The organism is Methanoculleus chikugoensis (genome assembly GCF_900095385.1).
Classification (GTDB): Archaea; Halobacteriota; Methanomicrobia; order Methanomicrobiales; family Methanoculleaceae; genus Methanoculleus; species Methanoculleus chikugoensis_A.
On the sequence record NZ_FMID01000064.1, the window covers coordinates 1 to 15,229 of the forward strand.

The following is a 15,229-nucleotide window of genomic DNA, read 5'->3' on the forward strand; positions in this document are numbered from 1 at the left end:
AACGTTGGCTTCTTCGGTGGCCGTCACGTTGACCTGATCGACAACAAGCGGGATGAGCGGCGTGTGGTCGTTATTGACCACCTGGACCGAGAGGTTGTGCTCGCCCGCCGTCACGTTCTCCCAGGTATGGGAGAGGTTCGTTGAGATGACATAACCGCCGGTCGGCGGGATGGCGGGTTCGCTCTCATTCGTCGGTATCGGAGCATCGAGGTAGTAGTGCAGGTGCCCCTCGCCCGGCGCGTTCTCCTGCCCGGTCGGCTCCACCAGCGTGAAGTTCGTGACGTTCACGCTCACCGTGACGTTCCCGGCGGGGATGCTGGCACCCTCCATGGGTTCATCGATGGTGACGTTCGCTTCGACGATCGGAGTGGGCTCAGGAGTAACGTTCACCGTCGGAGTCGGCGTCACATTCACCGTCGGAGTCGGCGTCACATTCACCGTCGGAGTCGGCGTCACAGCCGCCTCAAGAACGGTCACGTTAAGCGTCAACGTATACGCGGCATTCTCTAAGGTGTGTTCCGGAGGCCCATAGGAGAAGGTCAGGTTGTCCCCGTCGGTCACGTTCGTCACCGCAGGCCCGGTCGTGCCCTGCTCGCCGTTCACCCAGTAGGTCCAGTTGTTCGGCGTCCCGTTCACAATCTCGTTCTCGATACCCGTAATAGATAGAACGCTGAGATTTCCCTCTTCCAAAGGCAGGTCTTCAGCAATCTGATACTCAAACTGTCCGAGGATCGAGGCGGCATCAAGTGCTCCAAGCACTGTCGCCTGCGGCACCTCGTACGGTTCGGTGCCGTTTACCGGTGTAATGTTCACAGTCACATCAGGGTCCAGTTCGACAGGGCCTCCTCCAATCGAGACCGCCACACTTGCAGCGGAGATCGACAGGAGAAGGACGATGCACAAACCGAACAATACAGGTCGTCTCATACATATCCCCCCTTACGAGCAGGGGGAATGAGTCGGGTAATATAAAAATATTACCATAAAACCGCTCAGACGACATTATGAAAAAATCACGCCCTGCATCGGGGCAAATCATCTTGCCATCCCCCCACATGACGGCATCATCCCATCGCCGGAAGGAGAAGGAAACGATTCACGGGAAGGTCTGCGATTCGTGCTCGGAGCGCTCCAGAGCCCGGTCAGACGGGAGGAACAATCCGGCAGCCTCCGCAGGACGTCCTGCAGGTAAAAATAAAGAGGTGGTGCAGCCCGGACGAAACCCGACGGCCGGTCCGGAGGGGGCAGGCCGGCGGCGCCTGCCGCTCTGCATCACTGCACAACGCCAACCAGGCCGCTCTGGTTCTCGACCATCGGTGTTGTCGCCTCACCCATCGGAGTCGTCGTCTCACCCATCGGGGTCACAGTCTCGTTCCCGGCCGCCGTCAGGTTCACGCCGGGGGGCACCAGCACCTGGTCGATGATGTGGATCACGCCGTTCGTCGTGTTGATGTCCGCCATGGTGACGGTGGCGTTCTCGACCATGACCTCGCCGTCGGTGACGGAGACGTTCAGGTCCTCACCGGCAAGCGTCGTGAGCGTGCTCATGTTCTCGCCCGCGGTCTCGTTCCCGCCGCCGAGAAGCCCGCTGAAGATGTCGAGCACCCCGCCTTCGGACTCATTTCCGGCAGTCTGGTTCTCCCCTCCGGTCTGGTTCCCGGCCATCTCGGTGATGTTCTCCGAGGTGTACTCTCCCTCGACAACGTGATACTGGAGAACCATCGTCAGGTTGTCGGGCTCGCTCATGAGCTGGTCCACGGTGTCGTTCCCGAGAGCGTCGAACGCCTCGTTGCTCGGGGCAAAGACCGTGTACGGGCCCTCACCGTTCAGGGTATCGTAGAGCCCCGCCGCGGAGATTGCTGCCGCCAGCCTTGTCAGGTTCTCGTCCTCGCTGATGTAGGCGGCAATCGTCATGTCCGCGGTCTGGTTATCCATCTGCCCGGTCTCGCCCATGGGCGTCTCCGTCACATTCTCGTCTCCGATCACCGCCGCCGTTACGGCAAACGGCATCGCAAGAAGAGCAAGAATGCATGCGCATAGCGCTATCCATCGTCTCATACTACCATCCCCCCTTGGGAGAGAACGAGGATACTCGCAAGATTATATAAACATTGCCATATTTTTAATACGAACCCTGATTGTGGAACAGGCACCTCAAAGATCTCCTCCGAGATACAGGACACCCCGACCTCGACCGCCCGGGTGAACTACGGGCCATAAACCTGGATCGCGCCGGGAGAGTACCGCCATCTCCGATCACCGGACGACAAACGGGACTTTCCGGCAATTCCAGGCTCTACAACCGCACCAGGACGGCCTTCTCCTCAGAGTACTCATCGAGCGCACGGCTGCCGTTCTCCCTGCCGATACCGCTCGCCTTCGTCCCCCCGAACGGCACCTCCGGCGGGATCCTCAGGTGCTGGTTGACCCAGACGATCCCCGCATCGAGTTCTTCCGTCGCCCGGGCGATCACGTCGGCGCTCCTGGTCCACACCGACGCCCCGAGCCCGTAGCGGGAGTTGTTCGCGAGTTCGAGCGCCTCATCGAGGCCGGAGACGGCGGCTATCGGCAGCACCGGGCCGAAGACCTCCTCGGAGAAGAGGACGGAGTCGTGCGAAACACCGGCAACGAGCGTCGGCAGGAAGAAGAAGCCACGTTTGTACTGCTCCCCTTCGGGCACCCGCCCCCCGGCGACGATCTCCCCTTCGTCCCGCTCCCGGGCGGCATCGACGACATCAACGACCCGCTCAAGCCCCGCCCGGTTATTCAGCGGCCCCATCCCGACACCGCGATCCATGCCGTTCCCGACCACGATCTCCTCGACCCTCGCGGTGAGGCGCCGGACGAACTCGTCTGCGATCGACTCGTCAACGTAGAGCCTTTTGACCGCCGTGCAGACCTGGCCGCAGTTGTAGAATCGCCCCCGAATGACCCCCTCGACCGCCTTCCCGATATCGGCGTCGTCACAGACGATCATCGGATCGCTCCCCCCGAGTTCCAGCGTCAGCCGCTTTAAGGCCGGGGCTGCGTCGAGAGCGACCTGCCTCCCCGTCTCGACCTCGCCGGTGAACGAGACCTTCCGGATAGCCGGGTTCCTCGCGATCTCCCGGCCGACCGTCTCCCCCGGCCCGGTGACGACGTTCAGGACACCGGGCGGGAGACCCGCCTCCCCGAGGATCTCCGCGAGCCTCATGCAGGTCAGCGGCGCGGTCCGGGCAGGTTTCAAGACCACCGTGTTCCCCGCCGCGAGAGCCGCGCCTATCTTCCAGCCCATGATGATCGCCGGCATGTTCCAGGGGATGATCGCGCCGCAGATGCCCAGCGGCCGTCTCCAGACGGTGGTGCGGCCGTAGCCTTTGAGGTTCGCGAACTCGCCCCGCGGCACCGCCGAGATGCCGTGGTAGTACTCGAGGATGTTCGCGAACCCGTTGATCTCGTCGACCGCCTCACGGATGGGTTTCCCCTGTTCGGCGGTCAGGAGCGCCGCAAGGTCGGTGTTCCTGCGCCGGACCTCCCCTGCGGCGAGGAAGAGGACCTTCGCCCGGTCCCTCGGGCTCTTCGCGGCCCAGTCGGGAAATGCCTCCCCGGCGGCCTCGATCGCGGATACGACATCATCCTCGCCGCCGAGCGGCGCTTCACCGACCACGTCGCCCGTTGCGGGGTTGTGCACCGGAAAGATCCTGCCGGAGACCGAATCGCGCCGTTCGCCGTTGATGAGCATCTTCATGGTTGATCCTATGACCGGAGGGGTAATATGCGCTCCGTCACCCGCGGTACTCGCACCGGCACCTGCCGATGGGGACGGCCACCGCCGCCGCCATTCCGGCCATCAGGATGAATGCAGCCAGGAACCCGGCTTTCCCGGCGACCAGCCCGGCAACGGCGGAGAGGAAGGTGAACCCGGCGTAGGATGCGGTGTTGAAGAGCCCGGTCATCACGCCCTGCTCGATCCTCGTCTCCGCGAGGAACGCGAGCGTCGCGACGATGATCACGCCCGAGAGCGCCCCGATGACGGGGAACGCGTACGGCGTACCGTAACTCGCCAGAACCGCCGCCGCCATCAGGATTGCGGCGGCCCGGATGGTCGGGACGGGGCGGAAGTTGATCCGGGGGGCGACGAGAACGGCAACGATGGTCGCGATGTTGATCGTCGCGAGCTGCAGGGCAAGCACCGACGGGTTGTTCCCGGTGTACCCGGGGTAGACGGCCGCCACCGCCCCGGTCATCCCCACCAGAACGACCGCCGCGGCAAAGAGCCAGAAGTAGTTCCGCACGACCCCGGCAAAGTCCGCTTTCGCAAAGCCCACGCGTTCGCTCTCCCGGACGGCGAACCCCATTACGGCCGCGGGGACGGCAAGCACCGTAAAGAGGGCGATCCCCGCAAGATGGGAGTCGAGGACAGCATCGAGCCAGCCTGTCGCGAGAAGCCCCACGACCAGACCGAGGTTCAGGGCCGCCATGACGTAGCCGCTGAGCTGCCCGGACGACGGGTGCGAGTTCGCCCACGCGAGCGCCGCCGAGAGAAAGAGCCCGGCACCGATCCCCTCGACCACCCGGAAGACGAGGAGCGGCAGGCCTGAAGGGAAGAGCAGGATGAGGACGCCGCTCGCAAGAGTCAGGAGAAGCCCGGTGCGGATGAGGGGCACACTCCCAATCCGGTCGCTTGCAATCCCCCCCGGCAGCACCGTGAGGAACGCGCCTAAAAAGTATGCGGAGTAGACCACGCCCTGCAGCGCCGCCCCCTCGGCAAAATCGGGAAGCACCGGGACGACGGCGTTCGAGAGCGCCATCACCACGAATATCCCGAGGAGGACGGGGAGTTTCTGCAGCATCCCTAGATCATACGGTAGGTCTCAAGGTTCATGGGAGAGTGCGTCTCGATACGGTGCCGCTTGTAGATGGAACTTGCAAGGTCGATGGTCTTGTTCTCGTCGCCGTGGATGGTAAAGATCTTCTCCGGGCGCGGCTGGAGGTGGGCGACGTAGTTCATCAGCTGTTTGCGGTCGGAGTGGCCGGAGAACCCGTCGCTCGTCGCGATCTCGAGGTTGATCACGATCGTCTCGCGCCATCCGAGCGGGATCTCGCGCCATCCTTTCTGGATACGCCGCCCGAGCGTCCCGTCCGCCTGGTAACCGACGAAGACGAGGGTGTTGCGCTCGTCCGGGCCGAGAGCCTTGAGGTACTCCATCACCGGGCCGCCGCTTAACATACCGCTCGTGGTGATGATGACGCAGGGGTCGCCCGTTATCACCTTCTCCCGGATGGCCGGCGAGTCCACCTGGACGAACGCCTCGGAGAGGAAGGGGTTCAGCCCTTCGCGGAAGATCTGGTTCCGGAGATCGCTGTTGAGGTACTCCGGGTAGGTCGTGTGGATCGCCGTCGCCTCTTTGATCATGCCGTCGAGGTAGATCTTCACCGGCGGGATCTTCTGTTTCCGGATCCCCTCCTCGAGGGCGAGCATGACCTCCTGCGACCGGCCGACGGCGAACGCGGGGATGATCACCTTGCCGCCGCGCTTGATCGTCGCCGAGACCGTCTCGTAGAGTTTATCCTCAGCGTCTTTCCTCTGGGGCTGGATATCGTTCGACCCGCCGTAGGTGCTCTCCATGAAGAGCGCCTCAAGCCGGGGGAAAGACGAGACTGCCGGGGAGAAGAGCCTCGTCTTCTGGTAGTTGAAGTCGCCGGTGAACGCGATGTTGTAGAGCCCCTCGCCGATATGGAAGTGCGCGATGGCCGAGCCGAGGATATGCCCCGCGTTGTGGAAGGTGAGTTTGACGTCGGGGGCGATATCGGTCACGCTGCCGTAGTTGAGGGTGATCGAGTGCTTCATGTAGGTCCGCACCTCGTTCGAGGTGTAGGGGATCTTGTCCGTCTCCTTCCGGACGACGTCCAGGTAGTCGAGCTGGAGCATCGTCGAGAGGTCTCGCGTCGGCGCGGTCGAGTAGACCGGACCCTCGTAACCGTATTTGTAGAGGAGGGGGACGAGGGCGCAGTGGTCGAGGTGCGCGTGGGTGAGCACCACCGCGTCGAGCGAGTCGAGGGGGTAGATCTCGGGCACGTAGAGGTACGGCGTCCCGTTCGCGATGTTGCCGGGTTTCTCCCCGCAGTCGACCAGGATCTTGCTCTCCGGCGTCGATATCAGGAACGCGGCGCGGCCGACCTCGCGGCAGCACCCGAGCGTCGTGACCCGCAGCCACTGGTCTTTGCTCGTGACCTCGCGGTGGATACGGCGGCCGATCGTCCTCAGGAACGCCTTGCGCTCGTCTTTGACCGACCGCAGGTAAGTGCGGATCTGCTTCACCGTCGAGCTCTCGATGGGCGGCGTCCGGACAACCTTCGGCGTCCAGCCGATCTGTTTCGTGATCTCCCGGAGAGTTACCCCGTTCTTGCCGATGACGACGCCGGGCTTCTCCGCCTCGATCAGGACTTCGCCGGTCTCCGGGTCGAAGAAGAGATCGGTGATCCCCGCGTTCTCCGGCACGACCGCCCGGATCTCCTGGGCGGCCCGCTCGGGGTCTTCAAGGATGTTCGGGCGCACGACGATCCGCTTCCGAAGATCGCGCGCAAGTATCTTTATCAGGTCTGCCTGGTCGGCAAACTGTTTCGGATCGTCGGTGTAGATGACGAGCTCGGGGCCTTCAAACTCGACGTCCGAGATCGTTATCCCGCTGGGAACGATCTTGTTGATCTGCTCCTTAAGCTCCTGGAGTTTATCTTCAATAACCATTAAAATCGTCCTAAAAAAATATCAGGGTGTTGGGCGGGCTGCAGATGGTTTCTGCAACCCGCTCTCGATCTGTTCTTCGTATTTGTCCTTCGTGATCACGACCACCATGATATCCTCGCCGGATGCGGAGTCACGGCGCATCGCCGATCTAACGGCACGGACGGCGAGATCTTTCGCCTCGTCCTCCTTCATGCCGGGCCGATACTGGTCTTCGAGCACGCCGTAGGCAAACGGCGACCCCGAGCCGGTGGCGACGATATCCTCTTCCCGGGTCGCCCCGCCCATGGCGTCGACGGAGTAGACGCTCGGCCCCTCGTCGTCGAACCCGCCCATCAGGAGCTGGACGTAGTAGGGATAGTAGCGGTTCTGGTTCAGGTAGTTCGAGAGCAGGGTCGACGCAGCACCGACAGACATCGTCTTGCCGCGGCGCATCTCGAAGAGGTTGCACTCGACCTGCAGAATCCGGACGAGCTGCTGTGCGTCGCCGACGCCGCCGGCGGTCGTGAGACCGATCCTCGGCGTGATCTGGTAGATCTTCTTCGCACGCTTGCTTGCGATCATGTTCCCCATCGTCGCTCGCATCTCCGTTGCAAGAACCACGCCGCCGTCGAAGATCAGCCCGACCGTGGTTGTACCTTTCATAATCTCTTGGGAAGTATCAAGCATTGAAGCATCCCTAAAACCATTAAAACGCTTTATCTCGCTCAAAAGCGGTTAAGCGTATAGCGATATCATAAAACATAAATTTATCGCCGTACCGGGTCACGGTACGACATGGATAGACATCTGTATATTATATGAACATTGCCCCTTAATTCTTTCGCAGGGCCTGCTGGTCCGGCAGCAGCACCTTGATCAACTCGCGGTCGAAGAGCATGGCGACAAGCCGCTTGTTTCCGTTGACCACCGGGAGCTGGTCGACCCGGGCCCGCCGCATCTTCAGTGCGCATTCGCCGACCTCGGCGTTCAGGGGAACGGCGAGGACGTTCTTGACCATCGCGTTCTTCACGGGGATCGGGAGGAGCTGGATCCGGGAGATTCCGTAACTGATGGTGTGCATGTCCCGGATGCTCTCCCACGTCCACTCGTCGTCGTCCGTGCCGTTCGAGAAGTCGCTGACCTCGACGCCGTCCTCGATGCGGGAATGCCTGATGAGGTCCCGCTCCGATATGATGCCGGTGAGCGTGCCGTCCTCAACCAGGACGGGGATGGCATCGTAACCCGAGATCTCGAGGATACGCCCGACGAGCGAGAGGGGCGTCTCCTCCCAGAGGGCGTAGGTCTTGCTGATGTAGTTGTCCCTGATAGGGAGGGTGATGCGCAACTGGGCGATGGCGCCGATGAGGTCGGCCACGCTGATCAGCCCGACCATCTTCCCGGCATCCATGACGGGAAGTCTCCTGATGTTGTGGCGCACCATCAACTGGGCCGCCTCCGAGATGGGGGCGTCCGGCCGGATGACGACCGGATCGGGCGTCATCAGGAGCCCGAGCTGGGTCTCTTCCGCCTTGCGGAGGAGATCCTTTCGGGTGATGATGCCGACGAGCTCGCCGTCTTTGAGGACGGGAACACCGCTGATGCCCGTGCGTTTCAGGATACGCAGGACGTCGTCCCGGTTGCCGGGGATCTCGACGCAGACAACGTCGGCCACCATGAAGTCCCGGACGAGCATCTGCTGCAGAGAGGTTATGATCTCACCACCGTTGTCGTAATGGGACTGTTTTGTACCACATAGTCGGTCACGCTCCCGAGCAGGAGCCGGTCGACACCGCTCTTCCCGTAGGAGCCGAGAACGATGAGATCGATGCCCAGCTCTTCGGCGAGCGAGACGATCTGGGAACCCGCGTGCCCCTGCCGGAGATGCGTGGTCAGCGAAACGCCCGCCGTATCCGCCTTCTTCCGGGCTGTTTCAAGAACATCCTCGCCCTCTTTCTGCAAAACACTGTAGATGATCTCGAGTGTGTTGTCCATGGGAAGGGAAGAAAATAGCCCGGATTCGACCACATACACAGCGTGAATTTCGGCTTTCCATACGCCGGCCTCGCCGAGAGCTGTCTCGAATGCCCGGTCGGCCGGTTCGGAGCCGTCTATAGCAACAAGTATCTTACGGAACATACACACCACGCAGAACAGATACTTTTTATCAGGTTTCTATTGCATGGTTAAAACTGTTTGGCAAATAGATGAAGAATCCAGCCGTTTCACGATTGTCGTCCTGATATCCCGGCTGAAGGAAATATTTTTTTCTAACGGATTTATGACCATGAAATTCGCTTCCTGCCCTTCCTCAAGGTATCCGGACACCCCCGCCAGCCAGGCCCCCGAGACCGCGGCGCGGAGGATCTCTTCGGGGGGCGCGCGGTATACCGTCGCGGTAAACGCCATCTCCCGGAGCATATCGGGCTGGACGAACATCACGTTGTCCGTCCCGAGGTAGAGTGTTCCCCCGAGTTCGAGGATGCGCGCGATAGGCGGGTGGGCCGCCGACGCCGCGACTCCGAGCAGCCAGTTCGACCTCGGGCAGACAACGACGGGGATCCCCATATCGACGATCCGGTGGAGTTGCGCATCCGTCGCGTGGGTGCAGTGGACGAGCAGGTCGGGCTCGAACGCGAGCGCGTCGTCGACGTCGTTCGGGTTCCTCTCCCCGGCGTGGAAGGCGACGAGTTTCCCTCTCGCCCGCGCATTCCTGACGACCTCTTCGGCGTTCGCCACGTCGTGAACGCTGCTGATGCCCGCCCCGTCGCTCACCGCCTCCCCGCCTTCGCGGCCGAGGATGACCGGCCGGCAGTCGAGCCCGGCCGCCGCCTCGCGGAGCGCCGCGACGCCCGCGATCCCTCCTTCGCGGAAGTCGGCAAACCCGGTCGTCCCGGTGGCGAGCATCGCCGAGATGCTCGACCGCATCCCCCGGACGAGTTCGGCCTGCGGGGTCGCTGTGAGGATCCTGTGCTTCAGGCCGTTCGGGGGTTTGACGAGATCGGCGAGGCTGCCCCGGGCGGGGAGATCCATCGCGACGGTGTCGCCGAGGTGCGTGTGGGCGTTGAAGAAGGCGGGCACGATCCACCTCTCGGGCGTCCGGGACGCGGGCTCTATCGAGGTGACGACCCCCCCTGAGACGGTGATGGTGACGTCTTCTTCCCGGAGGTCTTCGCCGAGGAGCGCACGGCCGGTGACGACGTAGGGTGAGACTTCCTGCATGGTCGATCCTCTGTTTTATATATTGCAAAGGAGAATATTTCAGTATGGCGAAGAAATCTGGCGGAAGACTGGTATCCTCTGCCGGCCTGGTCAATTACTACGACAGCGACGATCACCGGGCCATCCATATCAGCCCGAAAACCGTTGTCGTGATAACCGCCGTGACCGGAGTGGCAGTCTTTGTTCTCAATGCCCTCTTCTAATCCTTTTTGTTCTCCTTCAAGGCAGTCCTGATGATGTCTTCCCTGGGTGTGAAGTAGACGCTGTCGTGCCCGTTCCACGCCCGACAGTTCCGGAAGACCACCGCAGGCACACCCTGGTGGCTCTCGCCCATGACGAAGTTCGCGAAGGCCGCGATCTCGTCGACGACCGCTTCTTCGGTGATCTCGAGGACGTGGCCGAAGAGGTCGGTGTCGCCCCGGTAGTCGTCGATGGCCGTCATACCCGCCCAGCCGATGGCGATGCCGGTCTGGCCGCGCCGGAACGCCCGCCCGCAGGTGTCGGTGACGATCACCCGGACGTCCTTTCCGGTGATGCGGCGGATAGCGTCCCGGACCTCGGCGGCGGCGCCCATGGGGTCGGGCGGGAGGATGATCAGCCGGCCGTCTTCGACGTTGCTGTGGTCGACGCCCGCCCGGACGCCGATGTGGCCGGACGGAAGTTCGGAGAGGATGAACGGGTATTCGAGCAGGATGTCGGTGGACGAGTCCAGCACCGCCTGTACGAAGCGCGGGTCTTCCTTCGTCTTTGCCGCGATCCGCACGGCTTCCGCGCCGGGGGTGATGGCGGCGAGTTCGCGGGTGAAGCCCTTGGCCTTCGAGTAGACGGACGAGGCGACGGTGAGGATGTCCCCGTCCTCGAATGCGACCTTCTCACAGATCAGGGCGGGAAGATCGTCTCCTCGCTGGATCAGGGGAAGATCCCGAACACCGATTACCTGGATATCCATTGGACTCACGGATCAGTGGTCGTCTCCGCATGCAGAAAAATGCTCGGGTTTCTCTCGCAAGGGGCTCTGCCGGATTGTGGGGATTATTTCTGGTTCCGGCCGGGCGCGGCGGACGGGGAGGGTGCATGCCCCGTCTTTACCATGTAAGTCTCTTCCGATAGCCCCCACCCCGCCCGGCCTTCGGCCTCCTCCCCCGCCCCGGGGGGCGGGGGCAGTACATGGCGATAGCCGATGGGAAGCCGTATCCCGGGGGAGAGCTGGGATTCTGTTCTTCTCCCGGTTCTCCCCATGCAGTGGACCGTGGGGTATCGCCATTGGGGGAAGCGGCTCGCGGGGAGGGGGCGTGCCCCCTCCCCTGCCTCTACCCTATACGCGAACACCTGTAGTATTCCTCTTCCCAAGGGGGCGGAGACAGTGTTATAGCCAACAGAAAACCGTGTCCGGCTCTTCTCCGGAGTCTGGTGGCGCTCAAACTCATATCTTGTGGACAGGCATTTTCATTGGATTGTCTGTCCCCATACACGGCCTTCGAGGGGATATCGCCACGCACTGCCCCCCTGGGGGGGGCGGGAGGAGCGCGAAGCGCGGGCGGTGGGGGCAACAGATCCTAGAACTGAATCTAGAGCGCCCGAAGTGCGAGACGGAGACAGGGGGGGTACTCCCCACCGCCCCTCTCGATCACCCGCACGACAACCCCACGCCCTCCCTCAGCCGGAACTCCGGCTCGAACGCGGCGATCAGGTCGAGGTACTGCTCGACGGTGCGGGTGAAGAGGAAGCGCTCCCGCACCCTCTCGCGCGCCGCGTTCCCCATCCGGTCGCGGAGATCGGGGTCGCGGAGCAGCCGGACGATCCTCTCCGCCGCCTCGTCGACGGACGAGACCAGGAACCCGCTCTTCCCGTCCTCTATCTGCTGGCGGATGCCGCCGACGTTCCCGCCGATCACCGCCGCGCCCTTCCACATCGCCTCCGATACCGTCAGCCCGAACCCCTCCCGGAGGGACTTCTGCAGGACGACCGCCGCCCGCCGCTGGAGCGCGTTCACCAGCGCCCCGTCCTGGACGCTTTTGACGATAATACGCTCGTTACGGTGAGTGAGGAGCGACCGGTAGACCTCCGCGCCTTCCGGGTCGTCGGTCGCCACGTTCCCGACGAGGACCAGGGTGCACTCCTCCTCCTTCCGGGCCTTCTCAAACGCCCGGATGACGCCCAGGGGGTCCTTCCAGCGATCGAACCGGGAGATTTGCACGACCAGGGGGAGATCGGTCGGAATGCCGTAGTGCTCGAGGCGCTCGTCGATGGCGCTCCCGGAGAGGTCCCGGTTCACGATGGAGAAAGGATCGATCCCGGGCGTGAAGAAGACCTGCGGTCTTCTGAGATCCCGCCGGTACTCTCCGCAGGAGAGGATGACGGCGTCGTAGCGCTCGATGAACGGGACAAGGTAGTTCCAGACCTTCCGGTTCGGCGCGGTGAGGTCAAGGTGGCAGCGCCACACCCAGGGGCTCTTCTTCCGGTAATGGGTGATCAGCGGGAGCGGCTGCGGGTCGTGGATGAAGACCACGTCGTGGTCGAGGTGGTTTCGGATAGCGTTCTCGTGAACGACGTTCTCGTAGATCTCCTTCTTGCGGCCGGTCATGTTGATCTCCGCCCCCTGCAGCGCGTTGTGAAACTTCTTCGTCACGCTGAAGAAGTCCGGGGGGCCGTGGATGACGCGCCACCCGGTCTGTAACCCGAGACTGTTCATCAGGAGGGTCAGGGACGCGAGGATCTGGGAGACTCCCCCACCGTAGTAGGTGGAGTTCATGTGCATGACGTGCATGTCGTGAAGCGGCCGGGCCTTCTCTTTAATGCGGCGCGCGGCCTCTTTTCCGATATACCGCTCATAATCGTCGATGGTGTGGATTGCGCTCATCCTGATCGCCCCATCATTCTCGCGATCGTTCTTATGCGTAACGGCAGGGAGGCCCCGCCGCTCCCGGCACCGCGCCCTGCAGAACCGCCGGAGAGGTGCGGAGGGGAGGCGTGTTCCATACCTATATATGCTCCCGGCATAATGGTGACCGCCCGCCGCCGCCCAGAGTGCAGGCCGGGCGGGCGGAAGGGGGCTGGACGTATGGAGCACGGACCGGGTGCATATGGCCTGCCGGGCAGGCACGGATCGTTCTGGATGGAGACTACCGCGGCGGAGACGCCGCATCCCCCGCTGCCGGAGAACATGGAGACCGACGTGGCGGTCGTGGGCGGCGGCATCGTCGGGATCACCGCCGCCGTCCTGCTCAAACGGGCCGGTTACGCGGTCGCCCTGATCGAGGGGGACCGGATCGCCCGGGGGGTGACCGGGCATACGACGGCGAAGGTCACATCCCTCCACCGGCTGATCTACAAGGATCTCATCGACCGGTTCGGGAGCAGGCTGGCGCAGCAGTACGCCGAAGCGAACCAGGCGGCGATCGAGACGATAGCATCCCTCGTCCGGGAGTACGGCATCGCCTGCGACTTCGCGAGAAGACCGGCCTGCACCTATGCGGAGACGGAAGAGGGGCGCGATAAGGTCGCGGCCGAGGCGGACGCGGCACGGAGTCTCGGGCTTCCTGCCGCGTTCGTGGAGGAGATCCCGCTGCCGGCCCGGAGTTACGGCGCAGTGGTCTTCGAGAACCAGGCGCAGTTCCACCCGGTGAAATATCTCCTGCACCTGGCATCGCTGATCCCCGGCGACGGGAGCCGGATCTACGAGAAGACGCGGGCGCTCGAAGTGCAGGACAGCGGAGGCCGGTGCACGGTCAGGACGACGTCGGGAGTCGTCACGGCAACTACCGTGGTTCTCGCGACCCACTACCCCTTCTACGATGCGCCCGGGTTCTACTTCGCCCGGATGGAGCCTTCGCGCTCCTACGCGCTCGGCGTCCGGATCGATGAGCCCTTCCCCGAGGGGATGTTCATCAACGCCTCCGGACCCGCCCACTCCTGGCGGTCGCAGCCCACGGCCGATGGCGGCGAACTCGTCATCGTCGGCGGCATGGAGCACCGGACCGGCGAGGACGTGGACACACGGAGGTACTACCGCGACCTCGAGGCCTACGCCCGGTCGGTCTACCCGATAACGTCCGTCGACTACCGGTGGTCGGCGCAGGACTACATCACCGTCGACGGCGCCCCCTACATCGGCCGGCTCGCCGACGGCCACGAGAACGTCTACATCGCGACCGGGTTCCGGAAATGGGGGATGACCAACGGCACCGCGGCCGCAACGATCATCACGGAGATGATCCAGGGGCGCACGAGCCCCTGGGCGGAGGTCTACGCCCCCAACCGGTTCAAGCCCGCGGCATCCGCCCGGCGGTTCCTCGCGCACAACATCGGGGTCGCCGAAAAGTACATCGGCGGCGCGATATCCCGGCCGGCCGGGGATCTCCGGGACGTCGCACCCGGCGAGGGGAGGATCCTGATGATCGAGGGGAAGAAGGCCGGCGTCTTCCGGGACGAGAAAGGGCGGGTCCACGCGGTCAACCCCACCTGCACCCACCTCGGGTGCGTCGCTGCGTGGAACAGCGCCGAAGAGACCTGGGACTGCCCCTGCCACGGCTCGCGCTACGATGCCGACGGGAGGGTGCTCCACGGCCCGGCGGTGAAGGATCTCAAGCCGCGGGAGGGGTGAGAGGGTTGAAGGGAACCGAGATATGATGGACGAGTTGTCCAGAACATGATCTTCTAGAGGGTGTGGGAGGTGAGACCTCACCCGCGCCAGCGGCACTCACGCTTGGTCTTTGGACTGCATCCCATCCACGGATTCCGAGGGGCTATCGCCACGCACTGCCCCCGCCCCTTGGGGCGGGGGAGGAGCGCGAAGCGCGGGCGGGGTGGGGGTTGTAGACATCAACTGACAAGGAGAGACAGGGAAGGGGGGCGTGCCCCCCTCCCCGTCAGCCCCTCCCCCAATGGCGATAGCCACCACGGTCCACTGCACCGGGATTTCTCCTCGTTTCAGTTGTTTTGCCTCTCATCTGAGAAGCATCAGCCCTCAAGATCGCACCAAAAGAAGACCGGATGGATAACTATAAATCCGCCCGCCCGCACAACTCCCAGTAATCATGTATCTCGTCATCCGCTGTCCGGGCTGCAAGACCTTCAACTATGTGGACCGTTATCAGCGCTGGAGACTCTGCCCGATGTGCGGCGAGGTGATCAACGTCCAGCGGGCGCCGGTCTACCTGGACACCGACGACTTCCAGGACGCGGAACGGGTGGTGGAGCAGCTCGAGTCCTACCTGCACCAGACCGGGAAAAAAGACCTGACGGAACAGGACATCCGCCAGCTCAGGGCACAGTATGCCCGGTGGGTGAAGAACCGGGTCTGAC

General features: G+C 63.3%; 14 protein-coding genes. 3 read left to right on the forward strand and 11 right to left on the reverse strand.

Annotated features, from left to right (window positions below):
- From L21_RS12785 to L21_RS12825, 9 genes are all read right to left on the reverse strand, one after another.
- Window positions 1-927 (reverse strand): hypothetical protein (locus L21_RS12785; RefSeq protein WP_218600648.1); only part of this gene is annotated, 927 nt, incomplete at its 3' end.
- A gap of 345 nt (window positions 928-1,272) precedes the next feature.
- On the reverse strand, window positions 1,273-2,058 hold the full coding sequence (locus L21_RS12790) for a fasciclin domain-containing protein (protein WP_074370839.1): 786 nt from the start codon (window positions 2,056-2,058) through the stop codon (window positions 1,273-1,275).
- Between the two features lie 238 nt (window positions 2,059-2,296).
- Window positions 2,297-3,727 (reverse strand): aldehyde dehydrogenase family protein, encoded by a 1,431-nt coding sequence (locus L21_RS12795; RefSeq protein WP_074370840.1) that lies wholly within the window; start codon window positions 3,725-3,727, stop codon window positions 2,297-2,299.
- Window positions 3,728-3,764: 37 nt separating this feature from the next.
- Window positions 3,765-4,832 carry an MFS transporter gene (locus L21_RS12800; protein ID WP_074370841.1) on the reverse strand — a complete coding sequence of 356 codons (1,068 nt, stop codon included), beginning with the start codon at window positions 4,830-4,832 and terminating at the stop codon, window positions 3,765-3,767.
- 2 nt (window positions 4,833-4,834) lie between these two features.
- Window positions 4,835-6,727, reverse strand: a complete 1,893-nt coding sequence (locus tag L21_RS12805) for a beta-CASP ribonuclease aCPSF1 (protein ID WP_074370842.1) — start codon at window positions 6,725-6,727, stop codon at window positions 4,835-4,837.
- Window positions 6,728-6,748: 21 nt separating this feature from the next.
- Complete coding sequence (psmB, locus tag L21_RS12810) at window positions 6,749-7,393, reverse strand: archaeal proteasome endopeptidase complex subunit beta (RefSeq protein ID WP_074370843.1); 645 nt, start codon at window positions 7,391-7,393, stop codon at window positions 6,749-6,751.
- A 145-nt stretch (window positions 7,394-7,538) separates the two neighbouring features.
- Complete coding sequence (locus tag L21_RS12815; protein WP_074370844.1) at window positions 7,539-8,399, reverse strand: CBS domain-containing protein; 861 nt, start codon at window positions 8,397-8,399, stop codon at window positions 7,539-7,541.
- Window positions 8,400-8,413: 14 nt separating this feature from the next.
- On the reverse strand, window positions 8,414-8,842 hold the full coding sequence (locus L21_RS12820) for a universal stress protein (protein ID WP_074370845.1): 429 nt from the start codon (window positions 8,840-8,842) through the stop codon (window positions 8,414-8,416).
- A gap of 36 nt (window positions 8,843-8,878) precedes the next feature.
- Window positions 8,879-9,925, reverse strand: coding sequence for an amidohydrolase family protein (locus tag L21_RS12825; protein ID WP_074370846.1), 1,047 nt, complete (start codon window positions 9,923-9,925; stop codon window positions 8,879-8,881).
- Between the two features lie 44 nt (window positions 9,926-9,969).
- On the opposite strand from L21_RS12825, the gene L21_RS12830 reads away from it, so the two are divergent.
- Window positions 9,970-10,128, forward strand: coding sequence for a preprotein translocase subunit Sec61beta (locus L21_RS12830; protein WP_074370847.1), 159 nt, complete (start codon window positions 9,970-9,972; stop codon window positions 10,126-10,128).
- Here L21_RS12830 and L21_RS12835 read toward each other — a convergent pair.
- A complete protein-coding gene (locus L21_RS12835) occupies window positions 10,125-10,874 on the reverse strand; it encodes a coenzyme F420-0:L-glutamate ligase (RefSeq protein WP_074370848.1) in 750 nt (249 codons plus the stop codon). The two genes, L21_RS12830 and L21_RS12835, sit on opposite strands and share 4 nt — an antisense overlap.
- Before the next feature lie 678 nt (window positions 10,875-11,552).
- A complete protein-coding gene (locus tag L21_RS12840) occupies window positions 11,553-12,785 on the reverse strand; it encodes a glycosyltransferase (protein WP_074370849.1) in 1,233 nt (410 codons plus the stop codon).
- 201 nt (window positions 12,786-12,986) lie between these two features.
- Here L21_RS12840 and L21_RS12845 point away from each other — a divergent pair, with 201 nt between their 5' ends.
- Together L21_RS12845 and L21_RS12850 are read left to right on the forward strand one after the other, a co-directional pair.
- Complete coding sequence (locus L21_RS12845) at window positions 12,987-14,528, forward strand: FAD-dependent oxidoreductase (RefSeq protein ID WP_074370877.1); 1,542 nt, start codon at window positions 12,987-12,989, stop codon at window positions 14,526-14,528.
- Window positions 14,529-14,961: 433 nt separating this feature from the next.
- A complete protein-coding gene (locus L21_RS12850) occupies window positions 14,962-15,228 on the forward strand; it encodes a DUF1922 domain-containing protein (RefSeq protein WP_074370850.1) in 267 nt (88 codons plus the stop codon).
- The last annotated feature ends 1 nt before the right edge of the window (window position 15,229 follow it).